Origin of the sequence: uncultured Kriegella sp. (genome assembly GCF_963975415.1) — a bacterium.
In the GTDB taxonomy this organism is placed as follows: Bacteria; Bacteroidota; Bacteroidia; order Flavobacteriales; family Flavobacteriaceae; genus Kriegella.
The window spans coordinates 465049-488408 of sequence record NZ_CAXBGN010000001.1; the positions used below are offsets into that span (position 1 = coordinate 465049).

A 23360-nucleotide genomic window follows, 5' to 3' on the forward strand; every position below is an offset into this window, starting at 1 on the left:
TATATCTACCGTAAACGAGATATTCCTCAATTATCATAGCCAACCGCTAAATTTTCTACCTAACAAACCTTCCTGTGGTATTGCCTGCCAGTATACCAGTTACCTCTTTGACTGTCGTTAGATTAACATCACCCTCATAGGTGTGTTTTAAGGCACAAGCAGCACTTGCAAACTCTAGTGCATTATAATCATCGTACTGTTGTAAACCATAAATCAAACCAGCGGCAAACGCATCTCCGGTTCCTATACGGTCAACAACATGAGTAATATCCAAATCTTGTGTCTCCCTGAATTCAGTACCGTTCCACATTCTAGCCCTTATTTTATGCCAAGAGGAATTTAATGATGTTCTAATTTTATCGAACACTTTTTCAATTGTAGGAAAGGTTTCCATCAATAGTTTACTAGCTTCAAGAAAATCATCGTTGCTATAACCGAACTCCGTTCCAAGTACTTCATTGATTTCATTGATACCTCCTATAAAAATGGTGGAATAATTAAGTAATTCTATTAAGGCTTCTTTGGGGTCTTGCCCATACTTCCATAAACCACTGCGGTAAGTGGGATCTGCAGAAACGGCTAGTCCTTTTTGCCTTGCTAATTTTAATCCTTCCTTGAGAACATCAAAAGCACCTTGGGACAAGGCCGGGGTGATGCCCGTCCAATGCACCCATTCCCCATTTTCAAGAGCCTGTTCCCAATTCACTTTTTCGGGTACAATTTCAGAAAATGCCGAATGCGATCTGTTATAAGAAATAGCACTCGGTCTCATGACCGCCCCAACCTCTAAGAAATAAACCCCTAATGGGCGTTTTGAAAAAGTTATTGAAGAAGTGTCTACCCCAAATTTCCTTATATACGAAATGGCGGTTTCTCCTATAAAATCATCGGAAACTGCACTTATATGTTTTACATCTCCACCGAAATTGGCAATGGAAATACCTACATTCAATTCTGTGCCCCCGAAGTAAAATTCGACAATGTTTGATTGTATAAACTTTTTATTGCTTCTAGGTGAAATGCGCATCAAAACTTCACCGAATGTTATAATTTGCCCCATGCCTTAGTTTTAAGCCTAAATTACCAAAGGAGGGATCAATTATAGGTGTTTATTTTAAAAAAATCTTGTTTTTGTATTTTTACCCGTTCACCGCCTCTTCCGTTTACCAATAAAGGGCAACATATGAGCCCACATCACTTATTGTCTAGACTTTGGAGACTTTCGAATCAGAATAATAAATAGGCAGGCTATTGTTCGAAATCACGAATTGCCCTGACATGAAATCTTCGATGTGCAACTTTCTTATTGTAATGGAACGATGTATTACCATCACTAAAGCGTAAAAGCCGTGCCTGGTTTGCATCGTAAGAGGTGGCACTCCAATACAATTTATCGGCGAATTGACCAGTATTCGCTGCACCCTGCCCAATAGTTCGATAAAGTAATCGCAACTCATTCAGTGTTGGCAACCTCCAACCCTCACCTAACTGCTCATGAATACTCATGGCGTTCTTCCAGGGCATTGGCCCAGCATCTTTATGATAGGCTACCTTACCCTTTTTACCCGATTGGTCAATTGCAAAAACAATTCCTCCCGCATAAGTGTCGCCAATAGCTAGTTTTGAAAAAGATTCTCCCTGCTCCTCAGTATCAATCGTAGTTTCGGTTGCTGTTTCAGAAGCTACTCCACCTGCCTCAATTTCAGATAAGTTGGTTGACTCTTTTTCAGAATCTACTTCAGTTGCCTCAATTTCAGGTGAGTTGGATGATTCTTTTTCAGAATTTCCCGAAAATATATAAATCAACAGGCTACACGTAACAAGGGCCGCCATAAAGAATACAAGGCGGATTTTTCTTTTTTCAATTATGTTTTTGTTCTTTTTAGGGTCTGAAGGGGTATCTGTTGCCGATTTAAATTGATAGTTACGTACGAAGAAGTTAGCTTTTTCAACAACTCTTTTCAGTATCTCAACAACCTCTTCCAGCTTTTTCCCAAAGTTGGACTCGCTTTCGACTTTTGCCTCTTCATTCCCCAAATCTTCCGCTACAGGAACTTCTTTGACCTCAACCGCTTTAACGCCTTTAAATTGCAAAACACTTCCTATGGCGGAGCCGGTTTTTTTCATGACTCCTTTAAACATCGCAACAACCTCTTCCAGCTTTTTACCAAAGTCGGACTCGCTTTCGACTTTTGCCTCTTCATTCCCCGAATTTTCGGCTACAGGTACTTCTTTGGCCTCGATCGCTTTTATACTTTTAAATCGAAATACACTTCCTATGACGGAGCCGGTTTTTTTCATGACTCCTTTAAACATCGCAACCACTTCTCGTAGTTTTTCTCTTGACTTGGTTTCGATTTCGGACTTCGCTAATTCATAGCGGTTTTCCCCCACTACCTCCTTTTTGGTTTTTACCGCTTCATTCTCCCCATTTTCCGCCACTGGTATTTCTTTGGCACCGACCGCTTTCGCATTTTTATATTGAAAAACACTTGCTATGGCGATGCCAGTTTTTTTCATGACACCTTTAAACATCGCAACCACTTCTCGTAGTTTTTCTCCTGACTTGGTTTCGATTTCGGGCTTCACTATTTCATAGCGGCTTTCTTCCACTACTTCCTTTTTGGCTTTTACCGCTTCATTATCCCACTTTTCCGCCACAGGTATTTCTTTGGCACCGACCGCTTTTGCGCTTTTGAATCGATAATTATATGCTGAGAGGCGCTTCTTTCTAATGACTCTTCCCTGTACCGTAACATCTTCTACCTGACTTTTTCCAGGTTTAATTCTGTCTTCGGATTCTACTATTTCATAGCGGCTTTCTTCCACTACTTCTTTTTTGGCTTTTACCGCTTCATTATCCCGATTTTCCTCGACAGGTACTTCTTTGACCTCTACCGATTTTGCGATTTTAAATCGATAGTTATATACTGAGAGGCGATTTTTTCTTATGGCCCTTTCCTGTAACGCAACATCTTCCCTTAGCCTTTTTTGCTGTTCCGACTCACTTCCGGATTTTGCTATTTCATCGCGACTTTTCAACGCTACTCTAATTTGGGCTTTTGTTTCCTCATCCTCCCACTTTTCTTCTATCGTAACTTCTTTGGCCTCGGCCACTTTTCCAGTTTTAAATCGATAATTATATCCCGTAAGGCGATTTCGTTTTATGACTCTTCGCTGCGTCGCAATATCTTCTCCTAATCTTTTTTCCTGTTCGGACTTTCTTTCCGGTTCCGCTATCTCATCACGGCCTTTCTCGGCTACTTCCTTTTTGACTTTTACCTCTTCTTTTACTTTTCGCTCTTCTTCAACTCTCGTATCGCCTTCAGCTTCTTCCCTAAACCCTTTATCCCCTTGATTTATAACATTGACATCTTTCTCTTCGGAAAAATTTAGCGCTATTTGCTCTATCTTTTTGATAGTCAATGTCTTCTTTTTAGTTTTTATCCGGTCAGCACTCCCGGCAATTGAAGGAATCACCTTTTTTAAATAGTCAACAACCTGTATAAAAGCAAGATCTGCGGAATTCCAGTCCCTAATTGGTTTCTCCCCTACCGGTAAAACCTCTAGTTCTTTCAAACTAAAATTGTAGTTATCGAATTCAAAATCAATATCCCATAAACAATCATCAAGAAGTAGGGGAATGGTCATAGACTTGCCCGCTCTGTTTTGCTCAATAATCATTTTGAATACATCTTGCTTGATAAATTCTGAATGCATAAAAGCATTGCTGATCAAGAGAAGGAAAATATCGGATTCATTTAATCGTGATGCATTTTTGGGTTTCCACTGTTGTTCGGGATAAATAGGATCATCATGCCAAATAGCTACATTGAATTTTTCTTCTAATGGCTTCAAATAATCCAAAAGATAAAGCAGCAGCTCATTATCTTGGCTGGCATAAATCAAAAAAATATTTCTCTTCCGATGCATTCGTTGATAAATTGCTCATTTTCAGGAAAATACTATCGATAATTGTAGCTAAAAGCTTACCTTTTTCCCTAATTTTTTCAAATTTTCCTTATCTTATCGAAAATATAAAATAATGTTGTAACGGTTTCATATGAAATCGAATTCTTTAGATTTGTTGTTGCCCTATTTTTATAAGTTATCATAACCAACCTTCACCATCTGAACGCAAATATTGGAATGCTCCCGCACTTAAGGTTCAGAAAAAAACAATGGTAAAAATTTAAGCGGACCTTGGTATTTTCTCTATTTTTGAAAAGGCCGCACGCTCTGTTTTTTAATCGTTCCTAATACTTATCATGAAAAATTTATCATTTTTTATACTCCTTGTTTTTTGTATTCAAAATATTCCAATACAAAAACAATTTAATCTTCCTATAGCACTCAAAACCTCTCATACAATGAGTGTGGATGAAAAAAGGGAAGTAAAGTATCACAACATAACTATTCATAACCGTTGCAATGAGACCATTTCGGTCGCCGCCTTGTACCTAGATTCCGACGGATCAAAAAAAGCTGCCGGATGGTTCGTGGTTGAACCAAACTCAAAGAAGGATATCGGTGTAAAAACATATGAGCATACGATTTATTTACATGCCGAAAGTGCTAACGGAAGCCTATGGGATGGCAGTCTAGACCCAGAAAACCAAATCGAAGCCCCTGTTTTTGAGAAATCGTTTAAATATTCCATAGATCAAATAAATCACTTAGACGAAGATTCAGCGGAATGGATATCTTTTTTTTCTAACAAAATACCCAGTAATTTACGGAACTACACCCTTCCTTTTACCTGTAAATGATGTTCTATTGGTTTTTTAACCGCATTTAGAGGTACAAAATTGATGATTGATTTCTTTACGGATATCAATAACTGGAAAACGAATGAAAAAACATATGCTTTTACACTAAATCAGAAGTTTAAAAGAGACAAATTATTGTAGTTTAAAAGGTCCATCTTATCAAAATGATATTTTTCAGCGATTCTTAATTTACAACCTCCACAATGCGATTACACCAGCCATCCTTCTCGATCCAGAATGCGATATTGAATCGCCTCGCTGCTATGGTTGCCGTTTAAAGCATCCGTTTTTCTAAAACGTTGATGATAATGGAGGTCTTATGAAAATACCGTCAAGGTGTTGGCCCGACAGTGTGGAAAAAACGCCCTACTAATATATACCTTTCATTGGGGCTCTACATTCGGTTCAAATGGGATATAAAATGATTCCATATTGTCATAACAGCGATATCCTATCGTAACACAACATCATTGTTCAACCATTTTTGAATAAGCCTTTCGTTGTTAGAGATATCCACTAAATGAAATTTTTTAAAAGTTTTGAATACCCTTGCTGTTTCCAACGGTTCGACGCATACAGAGACCGGTGCCAGGTAATTGGAGTGCACCAAGAGGAGTTGTTCTTTTTTCTTGACCAAAAAGCCCACATGGCCCGTGTCAAATCCTATAAAATATACCCCTTGATGTATGTATCCTTTAATTTCCGCCAAGGCCTGGTTCGGATCTTCATGTGCGATAGTGATAATTTCCGTACCACAACTTAGCGCTTTTGCTTCGTCTAGAGGTGATTTTTGCGCCAACTTATACCGGTTTAAATTCAGCCCCATATCCTTAAGGGTGGTCGATATAAAGTATCCACAGGCAATTTTGCCCTTTTTGGGCACTGCGGTATGACCGCTGAAGCTCCAACCCGTTCCGTACCAATAGGGAATAATCTGATCGGTCAAATGTTTACCAAAAGTGCGTTTTACACTGTCAATGTCGATACGATTTTCTTTAAAGTCGTTGCGTAGCCGAATTCTAATAAAATCGACCTGTGCTTTGGCCGCTACGTAAGTAAGGGAGTCAGGGTTAGTATTCACTTGGCGCATTTCAAGACCTTTTACCGCAAGTGTTCGGGAAGTTTGTGAATATGGCACAATCGTTACATGGTTTGTCATCGCGTACACATCAACCGCAGCATTCGACGCAGACGGAAGTCCACCGAAGAAATACAGAAAACTGAGAAATAATAACATAGATTATGTCAGGTATTTGGCAAAAGATGTACTTATTTTAAACAAAAACACTAAACCCCCTGCCTCTCAAATTATATTGAAAATCTTGGGGCAAGGGTCGGTTCTGTATGCCGTTCTATACAACAGTAACGTAAAATATCTCAATAGATTGGATAGAACCGAAGAAATCTTAAAATCGGGAAAGGTTCACAGTGCAGACTTATATCTGCAAATTGACGCCCCACCAGACTTCATAATCCCGTGGCACCAAGGGTCGGTAGCTCTGAAAGCCCTGATCGGCAATCCTCATTCCCTTTATGGCGCCCATTCTGTCAAGTTCATACCCTAAAAAAACAAAGGAGTGTCCATAGGGGTCAAATTTTTGAACTTCGGTACCGCGACGCACTTTCTCATAATCTTCCCGCAGCCACCAAACTTGTACAAGGGCCCCAGGACGCAGTTTGCCGCTCCATATACCCTCTGTATCAATCAGTTTTCCAAGACCTGCTAGGGCAATAGCGCCCGCATTGCCTTTCGCCCTATACTCACGAGGGAGGTTGCGCCATTCCGGATCTGATTTGGTAGCAGTAGTGAACAGGTTACGAAATACTTGTTGTGGCGTTAATTCTTTTGTGGCAATCGCTTCGGGAAGGTCTTCTCGGAAAGAATGCCCATAAACATCTTTATAGGCTTTTGCAAACCGGCTTTTGCTAATGGTTAGGCAATGGCCACCGGGATTTTTATTTTCGCTTTTGTAATAATTGTCGACAATCTGACGGGCAACCGGATACTCTGGCTTAAGATGTAAGGGTTTGCCGGGTAGGGCAAAATCCGTAGCGTCGGTTGCGATGCTCCTAATTCCGGCGATCACCAAATTGATAGTTACTTTTTTAAGGGGTAGCACATGTTCAGAAATTAGATTTTGTTGCGAAAGATTCTTCGCCTGTGAAATTGGGGCTTGCGCTATACTATCGGTCGATCCACATGCTAAATAAAATAATACGAAAATCAGCACATTGAGACGATAACAAACAGAAGAATGGTAAAGGGATAAAAACATATTTTACTAAAAATGGCGATACTATTATTTATATGAAATGGAAGTACGGTGCATTGAAAATATACAACCGATCTATCAATGCCATTGCTCGCATAAAGATATGTAAAGCACAGAAAGAGTTTGAACCCAACACGAATTATTATTAATACAAACGTTAGGCTGGGGTTTGCCACTGCTTTAACTGTGTAGCCTTACCCGTTTTAGCACATTGCTAAATTCAGAATTTTTTTATCATAACAAATTATTTCAAAAAAACCATCTTAAAAAAATCTTTACAATCACATCAAGAGGCAAGTATGATATTAATCGATTTTAAATTTAAAAATCTGAATAGTTCTGTTTTCTACGAAATTTGGTAGTAATTGCTGAAAATTTAACTGATATTCCTTTCCATTTATAATTAGTAATCCTTCCGAACACGTTATGTTCAAATTCTTCTCAAAATCATTAGAAAATATTTCCCTTTTCCTAACAAATTCACCTTTTGGATCTAAAACAAGATTTGCGGTTTTTCCTTTCTGAATAGAAATTTTTCCTGTTCGTTGTGTCGCCTCCAATTTAAAGTTTACCATCACTTCATGTCGTATAATATCGGCGTCCTCCCCTACCGTTGCACAATTTTGATAGGAATGATGATAAGAGTTGCTAAATCTTTCTGCTCCATATTTCTGAGTGTATTTGAAATCACTCGGATCGGTTTCGAAATTAAGTCGCCCCTCATCCATAATGATTTTAAAAGAAGATGTAAACTTGTTTAAAAAAACTCCAAATAACTCATTAACTTTAATCACATCGACTCCTTGCTGAGCATTGGTATCAAACTTAAACGTTACTACTAATACTGCCGATCTGTATAATAAACTATTACCTAAAATTTCTGTATCATTTTCTATTTTGCTAATACTCTGTTGAATAACATCAGAAGCTTCCTGTGATTTTTTACTAAGATTAGCAATTATTGTTTCACCTTGAGTATTAATCGCTCGCATGTTCTTTTCCGAATTAGTCTTTAACGAATCAATGACCTCTTCAAACTGTAATTGCATTTTACCTATAGTCTCATCAACAGATTTTTGTACCGCAGAATCAATTGTCTTGCTAATATTCAACTCAGATTCTTTTGCCTTCTTTTGAGCATAGAGATTAATTAAAAGGAAGGATAAGCCCGCTAATATAGTAGCCAACCAAATCCACCAAGTATCAATAATAAAATCAACCATTTTTTTCATTCCAAAAATTCCAAAATCCTTTTAACAAATCTAACTTATAAAAATTACCAATCACCCCAACCATCCCTCTCTGTCCAGACTACGGTATTGAATGGCTTCACTAATATGGTTGCCATTCAATGCTTCGGTGTTTTCAAGGTCGGCAATGGTACGGGCTACTTTTAAGATTCGGTCATAGGCGCGTGCCGAAAGATTCAACCGCTCCATGGCATTTTTTAACAGCGATTTTGATGGTTCATCGAGTTTACAGAATTGCCGTATCTGTTTGGAGTTCATCTGGGCATTGTAATGTACATTTTCCAAACCCTCAAAACGGTGGGTCTGTAGTTCCCGTGCTTCGGTTACCCGTTGACGAATGGCGACGCTGCCTTCCCCTTTACGGTCCTCAGAGAGTTTTTCAAAGGGTACCGGGGTCACTTCGATATGTATGTCGATACGATCTAAAAGAGGGCCTGATATTTTGCTTAAATACCGCTGCATTTCAGCCGGGGAAGAAGTTACCGGTGCATCGGGGTCGTTAAAATACCCTCCAGGACTCGGGTTCATACTCGCCACCAACATAAAACTACTGGGATAGGTTACGGTAAACCGTGCCCTTGAAATGGTAACCTCACGGTCTTCGAGCGGTTGCCGCATGACTTCAAGAACGCCCCTTTTAAATTCGGGCAATTCGTCTAAAAACAAAACCCCATTGTGCGACAATGAAATTTCCCCGGGTTGCGGATAGGCACCCCCGCCCACCAGGGCGACGTCACTAATGGTATGATGCGGACTTCGAAAGGGACGTTGGCTCATCAGTCCCATATTCTTAATCTTACCGACCACACTATGTATTTTGGTTGTTTCCAAAGCCTCCTGCAAGGTCATGGGCGGTAAAATAGAGGGCAATCGTTTGGCCAACATGGTTTTTCCTGCGCCGGGGGGTCCTATCAAGATGATGTTATGTCCGCCGGCAGCGGCAATTTCCATACAGCGTTTGATACTTTCCTGCCCTTTGACATCGGAAAAATCAAATTCCGGGAAATCAAGATTTTTATAGAATTCCTCTTGAATATTTACTATCGTTTGTTCGAGGGGCGTACCAGAATCGAAGAATGAAATAACTTCGGCTATATTTTCGACACCATAAACTTTAAGACCATCGACAATGGCAGCTTCCTTGGCATTTTCCTTGGGAAGAATAAAGCCTTCAAACCCCTCTTTTTGGGCTTTTAAGGCAATCGGCAGGGCTCCTTTGATAGGTTGCAGGCTTCCATCCAAGGAAAGCTCACCCATAATGATGTATTTTTCAATGTCGGTGGACTGTATTTGGTTCGAGGCGGTCAAAATACCCAAAGCAAGGGTAAGATCATAAGCAGAACCTTCTTTTCTCAAATCGGCAGGTGCCAGGTTTAAGGTAATTTTTTTACCAGGAATACGATATCCATTGTTCAAAAGTGCCGCGGCAATGCGATAATTACTCTCTTTAATGGCATTATCGGGCAAACCCACTAAATGGTAACCCACACCCGTATCAACATTGACTTCAACGGTTATCGTGGTGGCTTCCACCCCAAAAACGGAACTACCATAAACTTTTGTCAGCATGATTTTTATGTTAGATCAATATTAACCCAAAGCAATTAAAACCATTAAATCTAAGTGTTGGCCTCTTAAAATGCTTTTTCAGCTACTCGCTTGTCGCTCGAACCGGTTTCAAGATAAGCAAAGATTTTGAAGTACTTCTTATTTCCTCTTTGTTCAGCATCATCTTTCTGAACTCGCCTTTTACATACATTTTGGCCTGATTTTTATAATGGGAGCTGAACGGATTTCCCGACTGCCCCGTAGGCAAGATACTGTAACTGTTTTCAATGTCGGAAAAATCAATGACTCGTCGCGTAGAAGGTCCATAACTCACTTCATACTTCTTTTCCGGTCCATAGGAAAAAGCCATGTTGTTGATAACTTCACGGGTACCGGCCACAGGAAAGGGTCCAACATTAAAAAAGGAACGCAGCGCTGCAATCTGCCCGATAGGGTGTCCATGCTCCAAGGTATGTACCCTTTTCCAGGCCCATTTCGACATATCTTCCCCAAAATCTTGTGAGAGGGAAGCGTATGCCTGTATAAAGGAGGCTTGAACGATTTGCTCCTTTGTTTCGACCTTATCTTTTGTCGAAACATTATCCCACCAAATCGAATGTGCTTTTGATGCCATAAGCGCAATCTGTTTTTGCATAAAATGGGTGTCTAGAAGCTGTTGGAACCTTATTTCACCCAATTCATCCTCAAACGTATTCTTTAAAAAATAATACATCCACCTATGGTAAAGTGTGGCCTCGGAGCTTTCCAGAACATAGGCTCCCGACCAAGCATTAATGCTATCCAGTGCATCGATTTGCTTACGCGAAAGTTTCTTTACTTCCATCAGACGCGCCAAATCGTTGATTATCTCGGTATTTACCACGGAAGTTACATCGGTAATCATATCGCGTACCGAAGCCATGTCCCAATCATTTTTTGGCTCCAAAAGCTGCACCATACGTCTCGCCCTGTTTTCAGGCAGATAATATCCGGGATATGACCTTCCGTCAATTGAATCAGGTTCGTTATTCGCTGAATACACGTAGTTCCAAGGAGGATTAATGGCATGCGGATTCTTTGAAAAATCAAGATATTTTTTATTTAAGGGAAGTCCTGAATTCTTCTCAAAAACCAACTTCGTATTTGTACTATCAGGAATTTCGTAAAGTTTGGCCGTAGCCCACCAGGCTACATTGCCCTGTGCATCGCCATACATGATATTAAGACCCGGAGCGTGTATGTTGGGCAATGCATTTTGAAATTGGGTCATATTTCGGGCATGGGACATGCCATACAACCCTTTCATAAGTCTATTCTCATTTTCAGTATACACCCATCGCATAGCCATAGGCCGCTCAATGGCTATTTGATCGATTAAACCGTTCATTATCGGGCCATGGACCGTTTTTCTATAGGAGAATTGAACATCTTCGGCATCTTTGACTTTAATCGATTTAACGACCGTTTGGTAATTCTCCCATCCATTCCCCGTTCGGTATTGGGTCGTATCGGAGGGGTTTGTTTCCTCAAAATAAAAATCGACATCGTCATTCTTGAACATCGTCAGGCCATACGCCAATTTACGATTATGCGCCAAGATCGGAAAAGGCACACCTGCCAAATGATAGCCATACTTCTCATAGGTCGGTGTACTTACATGGGCTTCGTACCAGACCGTTGGCTGTGAGAAGCTGATATGTGGGTCATTGGCGAACAAAACCTTCTTGTTCTTCGTTTTTTCAGGGCTTAATACCCAACCATTGCTACCTGTAAAGAGCGGAATAGCCAATTTTTCAAGAGACTCCATCACGTCAGATGTTAGGTCTGTCGCAGTTACCGTTGCTTCTTTGGGTTCGTAATTGGGAATCCGTAAAGCATTTTTCCCAAGGCCTGCCTCCAGATCATTAAGATAATCGGCACCAAGCGTATTCTTTATATTCGTGAGCAAGGGATCGGTCTTGTGTGCGGTATCAAAACTAAAAGCCATATAACCGATTATGTTATAGACATCTTTTAATTCAAAAGGGCGCTTTTCAACTCCGGTCAGATAAAACTCTACCGGGGTCGGACCTTCTTCCATAAAGCGATTGACCCCGTCTAAATACGCCTGGGTCAACTGTATTTCTTTATCATATAAGTTTACCATGGAAACGGTTCGCTCTGAAGCCTCATCAATTCCTAACGCCAAGAAAAATTTGTCGGTATTTACTAAATCTTGACCAAAGACCTCTGACAATCCTCCACCTGCAATGCGACGCAAAAGTTCCATCTGCCATAAACGATCTTGGGCATGTACAAAACCCAAGGCCCGAAAAGCATCTTCTTCGTTGGCGCCATAGATATGCGGAATTCCATAGGAATCATAGTATACATTTACTTCTTCGGTAAGATTCGGAAGTTCTTCTTCCCCATCATAATCAGGACTTAGCCAATAGGCCATTATCCCAATGGAAATTAGACACAGCACTGCAAATAGCAGTATTAAGCACCCGATTTTTTTTATTTTTTTCACAAAACAAATATGATTTAAAATTTCACTCTTTGCAAGAGGGGAGTTACCAAACTTACAGATTATTTACGCTCAATTCAGTAAAATAAATCCATACACCATGTAGGTTTACGTTTTAAGTATTAATAGTCTTTATCGTACACATTTTTAACATTTTTTTGTATTTTCAACTCAAGAACCTAAAAACACTATTATGAAAAAAAAATTACTCCGATTTTGCCTATTCGGCTCGTTAACAGGCATTCTACTTGCCTCGTGTTCTAAGGAAAACGATGAAGCCGACCTCGAAATTTTGACCACTGTCAACGCAAAGACTAGTTTAACACAACCAGGTGAGTATCCTGTTCCCTTATTAGCCGTTGATCTACCGGATGGCTTCAGAACCAATGATATTCCGTTCGATATCGCCAAGGCCGTTGAACCCAGCGCCTGTTCCCCTACTCCCTTTGATGATGTTATCAATGCCTCGATAGCAAGCAATTTAGATGGTTTGGGTCTTGAATGGTATAGCCTCTATGCCGAGATGAACTTTGTATACACCCTGACCGATAACAGTCATCAGTACTTCGGGGAAAAGGGTCAATATACCTTTTATGTATACTACTTAAAATGGAAACTCGAACGATTTTGGAAAATGCGCCGTGAGGTATCCGTACGCGGACAACATAATGCCACCCTGAACAATTTTGATAAAATTGTGGAAATTTTGACCTTTTGGTATGGTCTTAACGAGGCAGAAGCAGCTGATTATGCCGACTTCTTTATCAATTATGTAAATATCGAAAGTACGTTCTTAGTAGAGACGCCACTTTTGTCGTTCGATGCTTTTGCCATAGCATTGGAGGGCGATTTTGACCAGGGCGATATTATTGTCTTGGGTGATGGTATAATAGAACTGATGGCTAAAACGGGTATTGACAAAAGGGTTATTTTGAGTGGCATACTATCCCATGAATGGGCGCACCAAATTCAATTCAACAATTTTGAAACATGGTATCCCAATGGGGCTGCAGATAATGTACCCGAAGCTACGCGCACAACAGAATTGGAAGCCGATTTTTTTACGGGTTACTACCTTACCCACCAAAGGGGAGGTACACACAACTGGAAAAGAGCCGAACAATTTCTTGACCTGTTCTACAATATAGGAGATTGTTCTTTTGACAATGATGGACACCATGGTACCCCCAACCAACGTATGGAAGCTGCCAAACAAGGGTACGAATTAGGTCAGAAGGGGTTTTACAACTGTAGCAAAACATGTAAAGGCTTCGCCTATGGCAAAATACATCGACATTACTTTTCTCGTGGCCATGCCCTAGACGAGCATGAGGTTCATACTGCCTTTCTTGACAAACTGGATGAAATCATAAATGGCCCATGGTCGTCAGAAGTTGAAGAGGATGATGACGAAGAAGAAGAGTATTATTATTAAAATTACAGGTACAGTTCAGAGGTAAACAGATCAAACGGTTATACTACTTCATCCCGGTAATTCGGGATGAAGTTTTTTTTAGCAAAACGACAATAGATGTTTAATTTTCAAGGATATAACACAAGAACAGCACATTTTGATGATTCCCGACCTATTCTTCCAAAGTTGTAAATTCAATAGTTGATGAGTTATAAACGCGATGTGTTTGTTTCTGAAAATCTTCAGGTTTGGCGTAAAATATATTGGGTACAAATGTCTGCGGATTGATATCAATAAACGGGAACCATGTACTTTGTACCTGTATTTGAATTTTATGTCCTTTTTTAAAGGTATGAAAAACGTCTTGCAGCTTAATATCAAGGGGGGTCTCTTTGTTCGGCACAAAGGCTTCGGGAATGGAAAAATCATTCCTGTACCGACCCCGCAGCACTTCACTGCGTACCATTTGGTGGTAATTCCCCATTTTTAAATAGTCTTGCGTCTCTTCATAATCAGGATGGTCGGGTGGGTACACGTCAATCAATTTGACCACCCAATCGGCATCGGTTCCTGTTGTTGAAACTCTGAGTTTCGCCAAGATGTCACCTACAAAAGTCATGGCACTTTCTAAGGGTTCTGTCTCAAAAACCAAGACATCTGGCCTTCGGGCCGCAAAACGTTGGTCATCGGTCATATATTTTCTGGGCGTAAAAACCATTTTAATGTCCTCAGAATAGGGAACCGGTTTTTTGGGGTCGCTTACAAATTCTTGAAACGAATACTCCCTTGTTGCTATGGCCGACAACCGCTGATTTCGTTGTAAGGAATATGCGTGTTTTCTAATTTCCTTTGGTGGCCATGTACCAAAGGTTTTCCATTGCTTTACACCCGTATCGAACATATAGGCTTCCGGTAAATCGAAATTTTTATCGTCTTCTTCCTTTAGAAAATGGTTAAAGAATTTTGTTTCAATTTCCTCTTGATAAAATTTCGAGATGTCATCTCCAAAATAGACATTTCCCACAGCCTGACGTTTGTCAGAACGTGACCAATCCCCATGACTCCATGGTCCCATGACCAAGGTGTTGTAATTTTTACTATTTTCCTCAATATTCCCATAGGTTTCCAACGGACCGTATAAATCCTCTGCATCGAACCAACCCCCCACAACCATTACGGCGGGTTTGATATCCTTCAAATGCTGAACGATGCCTCGTTCTTTCCAAAAGTTATCGTAATCGGGATGTTCCTTCAATTGATTCCAAAAAATATTGTCTTCCTTATAATATTTATCCAGATTCGATAGCGGACCTACATCTAAAAAAAATTGGTATTGGTCTTCTGTGCCCAAATCCGGGAACTTGTACCAAGCTTCCTTTGTAGGCCGATCTTTCATATAGCCAAAAACAGCCGTCGCCCTCCAATAACTGAGCAAATAGGCTCCATTGTGGTGAAAATCGTCAAAATAGAAGTCACCGATCGGGGCTTGTGGTGATACTGCTTTTAGGGCCGGATGACCACTCAACAGCGAATAGGTAGCATAAAAACCAGGATACGAAATACCCCATGTCCCAACATTTCCGTTATGGTTGTCCACATTAGCCAACAGCCAATCAATCGTATCATAGGTATCAGATGCTTCATCGACCTTCTTCCCTTTTTTGTTCGGTTTGTAGGGTCGAACATTATCATAGATTCCTTCACTGTTCCATCTGCCGCGAACATCTTGATACACGACAATATTCCCTTCTTTCATCATGGTTGTGTTCGGACCAATGACCGAAGTAAACGCATCAGCACCATACGGTCGACAACTATACGGGGTACGATACAACAGTATTGGATATTTTTTCGAGCTGTCTTTAGGGGAATATATCGTTGTGTGCAATTTGATTCCATCGCGCATGGCAATAGTCACTTCTTGCTTGGTATAATAATCTTTCGGATTGTAATCAACTGCTTTTTCAGATGGTGTTCGGGCGCACGAAATCGATGAAATCGTCAAGAATAAGATTAAAATATATTTCATCTGCATGTAATTAAATTTTCAAAACTTGATGTTAGTTCACTTTACATACCAACTGGTATCAACTAATGCCGGGCAGTCATTGTTTCGTATGGCACCTACTTCATAGAAAGCTCCCTATACTTCGCAAGACCCCTTTTTAACCATTCGCGGTAGGTATCGCTATCGGTACGCTGTATCGAAGTATTAAGCACTTCAAGATTTGGCGATAATAGCACGTAAAAAGGCTGCGAGGCCGAATTAAAATTCAATGTCTGAAAAGTACCCCACTTTTCCCCCACAGTTTCAATGGTTTTTACGCGACCCGAATCGAACTTGAAATCAAATTGCTCCTCTTTTGGCAATTCTTTACGGTCATCGATATATAACGAAATCAACACATAATCTTCTTTCAGAATCGGATAAATATCAGGCTCGCTCCAAACATTCTCCTCCATTTTACGGCAGTTTACACAAGCCCATCCGGTAAAGTCGAGCAGTACGGGTTTATTTACTGTCTTCGCATAGGCAATACCCTCATCAAAGTCTTTAAAGCAATCGATACCTAAGGGGCAGTCGCTTTCCGTTTCTTGAATACTATAAAAATCAGGCGGAGGGAATCCGCTTAATAATTTCAGATTGGAAATATGCAATAGGCCAAGAATCAAATATAAAGAGAATGCCGCACTGACTACTCCTACCCCTTTTCGAGTCATTGATAATTGCTGCTTCGGACCATCATGCGGAAAACGAAATACCCCGAAAAGGTATAATGTCAATAGTATAAATAGCAAAATCCATAAACCGAGAAAAACCTCGCGTTTTAAAAGTCCCCAATGTGCTACCAAATCGGCATTTGAAAGGAATTTTAGCGCCAATGCCAACTCTAAAAAGCCTAAAACAACTTTAACGGTAGTCATCCATCCGCCGGATTTCGGCAATGAATTCAGCCAAGCCGGAAAAAGCGCGAAAAGGGCGAATGGTAATGCCAAAGCTACACCAAAACCGGTCATACCAGCTGTAAGATTAACCGCCACATCACCTTCCTCAAGTACCGTACTCCCCAACAATCCGCCTAAAATAGGACCCGTACACGAAAAAGAAACAATGGCCAAAGTGACCGCCATAAAAAAGATCCCAAAGCCACCCCCGACTTTGCTTGATGCCGCATCCATCTTATTGGCCCAAGAACTGGGCAATGTCAATTCATAATACCCAAAAAAGGAAAAAGCAAAAAACACAAAAACAATAAAAAAGATGATATTAAGCCAGACATTGGTCGCAATGGTATTTAAAATTTGTGAATCAACCGAATCAAAGATGTGAAAAGGCAAACTCAGCACAAAGTATATTAAAACAATGAAAAAGCCGTACAGAATGGCATTTGCTACTCCTTTCGACTTTTTTTGCGAATGCTTCGTAAAAAAAGAAACGGTTAGCGGAATCATAGGAAAAACACATGGTGTAAGCAAGGCAATCAATCCCCCTAAAAAACCTAGTCCGAAAATACCCCATAATCCAGATTTGGCTTCCAGCGCCTGCCCAACGGAATCGGCCAAAAGTGTTTTGTTCTTTAAATCTAGCTTTAAGGCTCTGCCCATCGCCAAACTGCGCTCGTCGACCTCTTTTTCAGATTTTATAACGCTACCGCCATCCAAAGAAAAACTAAAATCTTTCTCCACTGGAATACAGACTTCTTTACAAACCTGATACCAAAGGTTTACATCAATTTGGCGGATATTGGAATCGAGCAAGCGTATCTTTTGGGTAAAGACCACTTCATCTTTAAAAAAAGTTTCATCAACATCAAAAACTTCAACATATTCGGTTATAGTCTCACTCTCTTCTGTTTTTCCTATAAGTTCATAATCGGTACCTGCCTTATCATAAGTAAATTCACTGGGCATCGACCCGCCTTCCGCGGTAAATTGAGAATACACATGCCAACCCTCAAATATGTCACCTTTGATAATCAACTCATATTCGGTATCTGAAATCTTGTGATATTCATGTGACCATAATACTGGATTATCATCATCTTGTGACAACACTGGTAAAACACTGATAAATAAAACTATAAATAGTGTTATATACTTCATTAGTTTACTATAATTTTTATAATATTTTTGGTCCGTTCCGTAACCTTAAACCGATTGTCAGGGCGTTTTCCGATAACCCATACAATATCATCACCGGAGCAAAGCAACCATTGGTTATGTTTAGCGATCACATCTATTTTTTCATCCTTGAAAAACTTTGCCAATTTCTTTTTGCCTTGCATTCCCAAAGGGTAAAAATAGTCGCCTTCATTCCATTTTCTTACGGTCAAGGGATACTTTAACGTTTCTTTATCTACATAAAGTATTTTTGGTCCGATTTCACCCAATGCTTCTACTTCAGTTATGCGCATATCAATCGGATTTATTAAATCTACGTCATTCGCTCCAATGACATAAACCTCCTTTGATATTGGTCTGATTTCCGTCAACAGCAGGTGATCACGATCTTTAACCAAACGATGGGTTTTAGAAAGTACTTCCTTTCCGCTCATTGCGGTCATAAGATTGGAAATGTCATCCCAAGCATTAAATCCAAATTCTGAAAATAGAGCATGTAAATATGCTTTTCTTGGCTTTAATGGAAGTAACCTTTCCAGGGCTACCCGAATAATTCCGTTGTGATTATCGAATAATTCATTTTTCAATCGAGCGGCATAATCTTCCAAGAGATTAGCGGTATCTGATAAATGTGTTCGGGTAAGTTCGAAGTTATTTAAAAAATTAGGGTGTAACTCTTTGAGCCTCGGTACAATTTCGTGCCGTATTTTATTTCGCAGGTATTTGGTATCGGCATTGCTGCTATCTTCCCTCCAAGATAAATTTCGATTGCGGGCATAGGCCAAAATTTCTTCCCGGGAAAAAGGCAACAAAGGTCGAGAAATACTATCCGTTTTCGAAGGTATTCCCGTCAGCCCCGCAATACCTGTTCCTCTTGACAGGTTGATAATAAAAGTTTCTAGATTATCATCGGCATGATGGGCCGTCACTAAGGTATTTATCGCCTTTTCTTCCATCAATTCGGCAAACCAGCGATACCTGAGGTCACGGGCCGCTATTTGAAGTGAAACTTTATTTTTGTTTATGTAACCAATTGTATCAAAATGAGTTACCAAAATTTTTTTACCAACACTTTTACCAACCTCCTTAACTAAAGCCTCGTCACCATCACTAGCCGCCCCACGCAGTCTAAAGTTGCAATGTGCAATAACAAAGTCAAGATTGCATTGACGACATAAATCGACCAAGACCATGCTATCGACACCACCGCTACAGGCCAGTAGGAACTTATTCCCAAAAAGGTTGGTGAAATTGGTTTCGATATGTTTTTTAAAATCCGTTAACATGTTGCAAAAGTAAGGAAGAAATGCGAGGTTATAGATTTGACTATCAACTCCCCCATTTCAAGGTTCACAGTCTCGATTGCAACCAATTCTGAACCGTATCAAGCATCTCATCGCGACATTCATCATGATGTAATTCATGGTATCCTCCCTCAAAACACTGCAATTCAGCACTTTTAGAATGTTGATGAAAATCTTCGGTTCCGCCATAATCAATAATAGGGTCTGCCGTACCATGAAGTAATAAGGTATCAGTCTTCAATTCATCGGCATGGGCTATTGCCCATTCGCCGGCATCCATAACCGGAAAAGAATACTTCGGACTCACTTTATCATGCACCAAAGGGTCTGCACTATATTCAGCCACTTCCTTTGGTATTCTGGAAATTCCGTTCGGATCCAATCCCGAAGACATTGTTAGTGAAGGAAAAATATGCAACATTAACCTCCCCAAAGCCATTTTCCACCATGGCGGCTGAAAAGCTAACCGTAAATAGGGACTGCTCGCCACGATACCTTGAGTAGGCGTCGTGAATCGCAAGGCATAATTCAACACCAAATTACCACCCATACTGTGGCCGTATAAAAACAACGGAAGGTTCAGATAGCGTTCTTTAGCTTTTAACACTACTTGGTTTAAAATATCCATCAAAGCGGTATACCCAGGACAATCTCCTCGTTTACCACCTGATTTTCCATGACCAATGTTGTCATATTGCACGACAGCCAGTCCTAAATTCAACAACACAGGAACAACATGCTTGGCATAACGGCCCGAATGCTCACCAAAACCATGCACTAAGATGACGACTCCACGAAAAGTTTCTAAGGAAGCATAAGTCGTGTATATGGGAACCCCGTAGGCCTGAAAGGTTAATTCTTCAAGATGCATACAGTAAAAATAAACAATATTTGATGCTACGCCACAGAATACCCTTGACCCATTGTTACCGCCCCTTCATTTAATCCTCCAACACCTCTCTCATAGCCTTTGCCTTCAACAAACATTCTTCATATTCTTTCTCCGGAACTGCTTGCGCCGTTATGGCCCCTCCCACGGAATACGATACATATTTCTGGGTGGCGTTATACAGAATGCTTCGAATGACCACATTAAAATCAAAATCTCCATCTGGGGTAAAATACCCTACCGCCCCACTATAGAGTCCGCGTTTAAAAGCTTCTTGTGCTTCAATTATTTTCATAGCGGATATCTTCGGAGCCCCGGTCATACTCCCCATTGGAAAGGTCTCTCTAATGACATCTACCGGGTTTTTATCGGGATGAACACTTGCGCTTATTGTTGAGATCATCTGATGTACCTGACTAAAAGTATACACTTTACACAGTTCATCAACAACAACAGTTCCTTTTTCGGCACTTTTTGAAAGATCGTTCCGCACCAGGTCAACAATCATAATATTTTCGGCGCGCTCTTTTTCATCTAACGCCAAATTATGTTTCAACAACGTATCCATTTCAGCATCACTAGAACGTCTTGCCGTGCCCTTAATCGGTTGCGATATGATTTTACTTCCAACCTTTTTCAGATAGCGTTCCGGTGAAGCCGAGAGCAGATACTTATCTTCCAATTTAAGAAATACGGCAAAAGGTGGTTTTGAAATGGCATTCAATTTCAAATAGGTGCGAAAGGCATCAATAACAGTGTTCTCGGCATAAAATTCTTGACAAAAATTAGCCTCATAAATATCGCCGCGATGAATGTGGGCCAAAAGGCTATCGATCCTTCTAAAGTATTCATCCTTAAAAGTGCGTAGCCTAATATGGATATCTTCGGTAACCGTCGGTTCTTTTTCGGGTATGATTGTTTTCGATATCTCCTTAAAATCCTCCTCTATTTCATCACCTACCATATTCAGATAGATAAAATCAGCCTTATTTGCCGTAATACGGATTATCTTTTTAGGCTGAAAGAAATGCAACTCCGGAAAGTGCAAACCATCGAAGTTAGCCGAACCGAGTTGCTCGACATCATTTTTAAGATCGTAAGAGAGGTAACCGAACAACCAGTCGTTAGCACGCTCCTGATATTCCTTCAAATTATCAAAACCATGTTTAGCATCAGTTGTAAGACTTGTAAGGGCATCGACTGCCAGTACCGCATCAAAAGTGCCGTAGACATCATTGTGATTGTTGCTATCTAACCAAACGGCCTCCTTAAATTGACCGGCCCAGTACAAAAGGGTGTCCTTAAAGTTCGGAACATCCGCAATTATAAACGAGACCTTTGTTCTCAAGGCTTAAATTTTGGTCAAAAATTCGTTGAGCTTTTTTAGGTGTTCTTCGGCCATATCGGCATCTGAAATACCCTTCTCTTCATCAAAATTATCATGGAAGGAAGGAAGCGAGAAGGTCTCGACTACTTCAGCCCCAAATCGCGGAAGCAAACCTTCAATGACCTTTAATGAGCCTACCCCTCCTCTTCTACCACCTGAAGTAGACATTAAAAATACCTTCTTATCCGCTAAAAATTTAAGCTCCAATCGTGACAACCAGTCAAGAACATTCTTAAAATAGGCTGAAGGATTACTATTGTGCTCATTGACAGAAATTATAAGCCCATCGGCCTGTTCAATATCCCCCTTTAATTCAACCAATGAATTGGAATACCCCTTCTCTCGCTCATAGTCAGCGCTATACATGGGAAACGGGAAATTTGCCAAATTTAACAATTGCACATTTTGTCCTTCAATTTTCGAAACCGTATATTTTATAAGTTTGAAATTAATCGATGTGGAAGAATTACTTCCAGCGAATGCCAATAGTGTAGCCATAGTTGTGTATTAAAAGTCCGTTGAGCGAAAATACCCCAAATACTGCTTAAATGCGAGTATTTTATCTAATTTTGCGACATAAAACATCCAAACACGCTGTCGCACAAGTATATAGGATAGCTAAATTAGAATGTTTCGAATGCCGGTTTAACCGGTATCAAACAACTTATATGGAAAGAAAAACGGCCAGACTTTATTTTATCGATGCCATAAGGGCCTGGGCCATTCTTATGATGTTACAGGGGCATTTTGTCGACGGACTACTTGACATGTCTTTTCGAGATGGCACCAACACGACTTTTGGTATTTGGAAATATTTTCGGGGTATAACCGCACCAGTCTTCTTTACCGTCTCAGGTTTTATTTTTACGTATTTACTAGTTCGTGGAGACAAAGTCGGTTTTGAAAACCCAAGAGTAAAAAAGGGGATTAAGCGAGGATTAGAGCTTCTATTAATTGGCTACTTGTTGCGCATAAACCTTTTCGGCTTGCTTCAGGGCCAAATCTACGAGTCGTTTTACCTTATCGACGTATTGCATTGCATCGGCCTGTCAATTCTGGGAATCGTAAGTATTTACCTTATAACCTATAAACAAAGAAATTTTGTTTTCCCTTTAGTTCTGGTGACAACGATGTTTTTCATTTTTCTTTTTGAACCGCTTTATGCGACATGGAATTTTTCTTCTTTACCTCGTTTTTTAGCAAATTATCTGACCCGTTCCAACGGTTCAGTATTTACCATTTTGCCTTGGTTTGGCTATGCTGCCACCGGAGGGTTTCTATCGCTGTTATTTACTAGGTTCAAGAATTACAAATACCTCTACCCGACCGCCATCGTTAGTTCGATCGCTATTGGATTAGGACTCATTTTATTTTCATCAGATTTCTTTTATATACTTTACAAAAGTACTGAAATACAGTTATTTAACTACATTATATTAAACAATTACTTGTTTATTAGATTAGGTGATGTATTTGTTGTGTTTGCTATTTTTATGCTGTTGCGAAGCTTTTTACAGAATCGGACTTTACTTAAAATCGGACAGAGTACATTATCGATTTATGTAGTGCATTTTATAATTTTATATGGAAGTTTTACCGGTCTTGGGCTTTATCGGTTTTTTCATCATGAGTTACCCCCTGAGACGGTAATACCGAGTGCTTTGATCTTTATGTTAATATGTACCTATACAGCCCTGCAATATGAGCGCCATAAAGAATTTATTAAATTGAATATCGCGACTACCCTTCGATTCTGTTGGATACAAACAGAAACCTTGGTGCTATACATGGCAAGCACCTTAAAAACATTTTTCTTTCGTTTATTACGACGTCTGGGATTGGCCAAAAACTAAACACCCGCAAGTTTGTTTATCTAAAAGGATCTATTTCATTCG

General features: G+C 40.1%; 16 protein-coding genes. 3 read left to right on the forward strand and 13 right to left on the reverse strand.

The genetic code is table 11. The features are described 5' to 3' along the window. Positions 1 to 55 precede the first annotated feature (55 nt). Both AACZ88_RS01905 and AACZ88_RS01910 read right to left on the reverse strand, forming a co-directional pair. Positions 56 to 1060, reverse strand: coding sequence for a sugar kinase (locus AACZ88_RS01905; RefSeq protein ID WP_339705373.1), 1005 nt, complete (start codon positions 1058 to 1060; stop codon positions 56 to 58). 188 nt (positions 1061 to 1248) lie between these two features. Beyond that, positions 1249 to 3933: a TIR domain-containing protein gene (locus tag AACZ88_RS01910; protein WP_339705375.1), complete on the reverse strand. Its 2685-nt coding sequence runs from the start codon at positions 3931 to 3933 to the stop codon at positions 1249 to 1251. Between the two features lie 437 nt (positions 3934 to 4370). Between AACZ88_RS01910 and AACZ88_RS01915 the strand changes: the two genes are divergently transcribed. Beyond that, the gene (locus AACZ88_RS01915) at positions 4371 to 4769 is read left to right on the forward strand and encodes a hypothetical protein (protein WP_339705378.1); all 399 of its coding nucleotides are present in this window, start codon (positions 4371 to 4373) and stop codon (positions 4767 to 4769) included. A gap of 451 nt (positions 4770 to 5220) precedes the next feature. Here the strand turns inward: AACZ88_RS01915 and AACZ88_RS01920 are convergent, their stop codons facing one another. The 5 genes from AACZ88_RS01920 to AACZ88_RS01940 form a co-directional block, all read right to left on the reverse strand. Then, positions 5221 to 6006 (reverse strand): hypothetical protein, encoded by a 786-nt coding sequence (locus AACZ88_RS01920; RefSeq protein WP_339705381.1) that lies wholly within the window; start codon positions 6004 to 6006, stop codon positions 5221 to 5223. 199 nt (positions 6007 to 6205) lie between these two features. Further along, positions 6206 to 7045 carry a hypothetical protein gene (locus AACZ88_RS01925; protein WP_339705384.1) on the reverse strand — a complete coding sequence of 280 codons (840 nt, stop codon included), beginning with the start codon at positions 7043 to 7045 and terminating at the stop codon, positions 6206 to 6208. Positions 7046 to 7347: 302 nt separating this feature from the next. Beyond that, positions 7348 to 8274, reverse strand: a complete 927-nt coding sequence (locus tag AACZ88_RS01930) for a hypothetical protein (protein ID WP_339705387.1) — start codon at positions 8272 to 8274, stop codon at positions 7348 to 7350. A gap of 51 nt (positions 8275 to 8325) precedes the next feature. Beyond that, entirely contained in the window at positions 8326 to 9861 is a 1536-nt protein-coding gene (locus tag AACZ88_RS01935; protein ID WP_339705390.1) for a YifB family Mg chelatase-like AAA ATPase, read from the reverse strand. 82 nt (positions 9862 to 9943) lie between these two features. Next, a complete protein-coding gene (locus tag AACZ88_RS01940; protein WP_339705393.1) occupies positions 9944 to 12352 on the reverse strand; it encodes a penicillin acylase family protein in 2409 nt (802 codons plus the stop codon). A 190-nt stretch (positions 12353 to 12542) separates the two neighbouring features. On the opposite strand from AACZ88_RS01940, the gene AACZ88_RS01945 reads away from it, so the two are divergent. After that, entirely contained in the window at positions 12543 to 13784 is a 1242-nt protein-coding gene (locus tag AACZ88_RS01945) for a hypothetical protein (protein ID WP_339705396.1), read from the forward strand. 151 nt (positions 13785 to 13935) lie between these two features. Here AACZ88_RS01945 and AACZ88_RS01950 read toward each other — a convergent pair whose 3' ends face one another. The 6 genes from AACZ88_RS01950 to AACZ88_RS01975 all read right to left on the reverse strand — a co-directional run bounded on the left by AACZ88_RS01950 (position 13936) and on the right by AACZ88_RS01975 (position 21963). Further along, complete coding sequence (locus AACZ88_RS01950; RefSeq protein WP_339705399.1) at positions 13936 to 15798, reverse strand: CocE/NonD family hydrolase; 1863 nt, start codon at positions 15796 to 15798, stop codon at positions 13936 to 13938. An 89-nt stretch (positions 15799 to 15887) separates the two neighbouring features. Further along, positions 15888 to 17867, reverse strand: a complete 1980-nt coding sequence (locus tag AACZ88_RS01955) for a cytochrome c biogenesis protein CcdA (protein WP_339705402.1) — start codon at positions 17865 to 17867, stop codon at positions 15888 to 15890. After that, a complete protein-coding gene (gene tilS, locus AACZ88_RS01960; protein WP_339705405.1) occupies positions 17867 to 19171 on the reverse strand; it encodes a tRNA lysidine(34) synthetase TilS in 1305 nt (434 codons plus the stop codon). Before tilS ends, AACZ88_RS01955 begins: the two co-directional genes overlap by 1 nt. A 64-nt stretch (positions 19172 to 19235) precedes the next feature. Further along, the gene (locus AACZ88_RS01965; protein ID WP_339705408.1) at positions 19236 to 20060 is read right to left on the reverse strand and encodes a lysophospholipase; all 825 of its coding nucleotides are present in this window, start codon (positions 20058 to 20060) and stop codon (positions 19236 to 19238) included. Positions 20061 to 20130: 70 nt separating this feature from the next. After that, on the reverse strand, positions 20131 to 21426 hold the full coding sequence (locus AACZ88_RS01970; RefSeq protein ID WP_339705411.1) for an anthranilate synthase component I family protein: 1296 nt from the start codon (positions 21424 to 21426) through the stop codon (positions 20131 to 20133). A gap of 3 nt (positions 21427 to 21429) precedes the next feature. Next, the gene (locus AACZ88_RS01975; RefSeq protein WP_339705414.1) at positions 21430 to 21963 is read right to left on the reverse strand and encodes an NAD(P)H-dependent oxidoreductase; all 534 of its coding nucleotides are present in this window, start codon (positions 21961 to 21963) and stop codon (positions 21430 to 21432) included. A gap of 170 nt (positions 21964 to 22133) precedes the next feature. Here AACZ88_RS01975 and AACZ88_RS01980 point away from each other — a divergent pair, with 170 nt between their 5' ends. Next, positions 22134 to 23318, forward strand: a complete 1185-nt coding sequence (locus AACZ88_RS01980; RefSeq protein ID WP_339705417.1) for a heparan-alpha-glucosaminide N-acetyltransferase domain-containing protein — start codon at positions 22134 to 22136, stop codon at positions 23316 to 23318. The last annotated feature ends 42 nt before the right edge of the window (positions 23319 to 23360 follow it).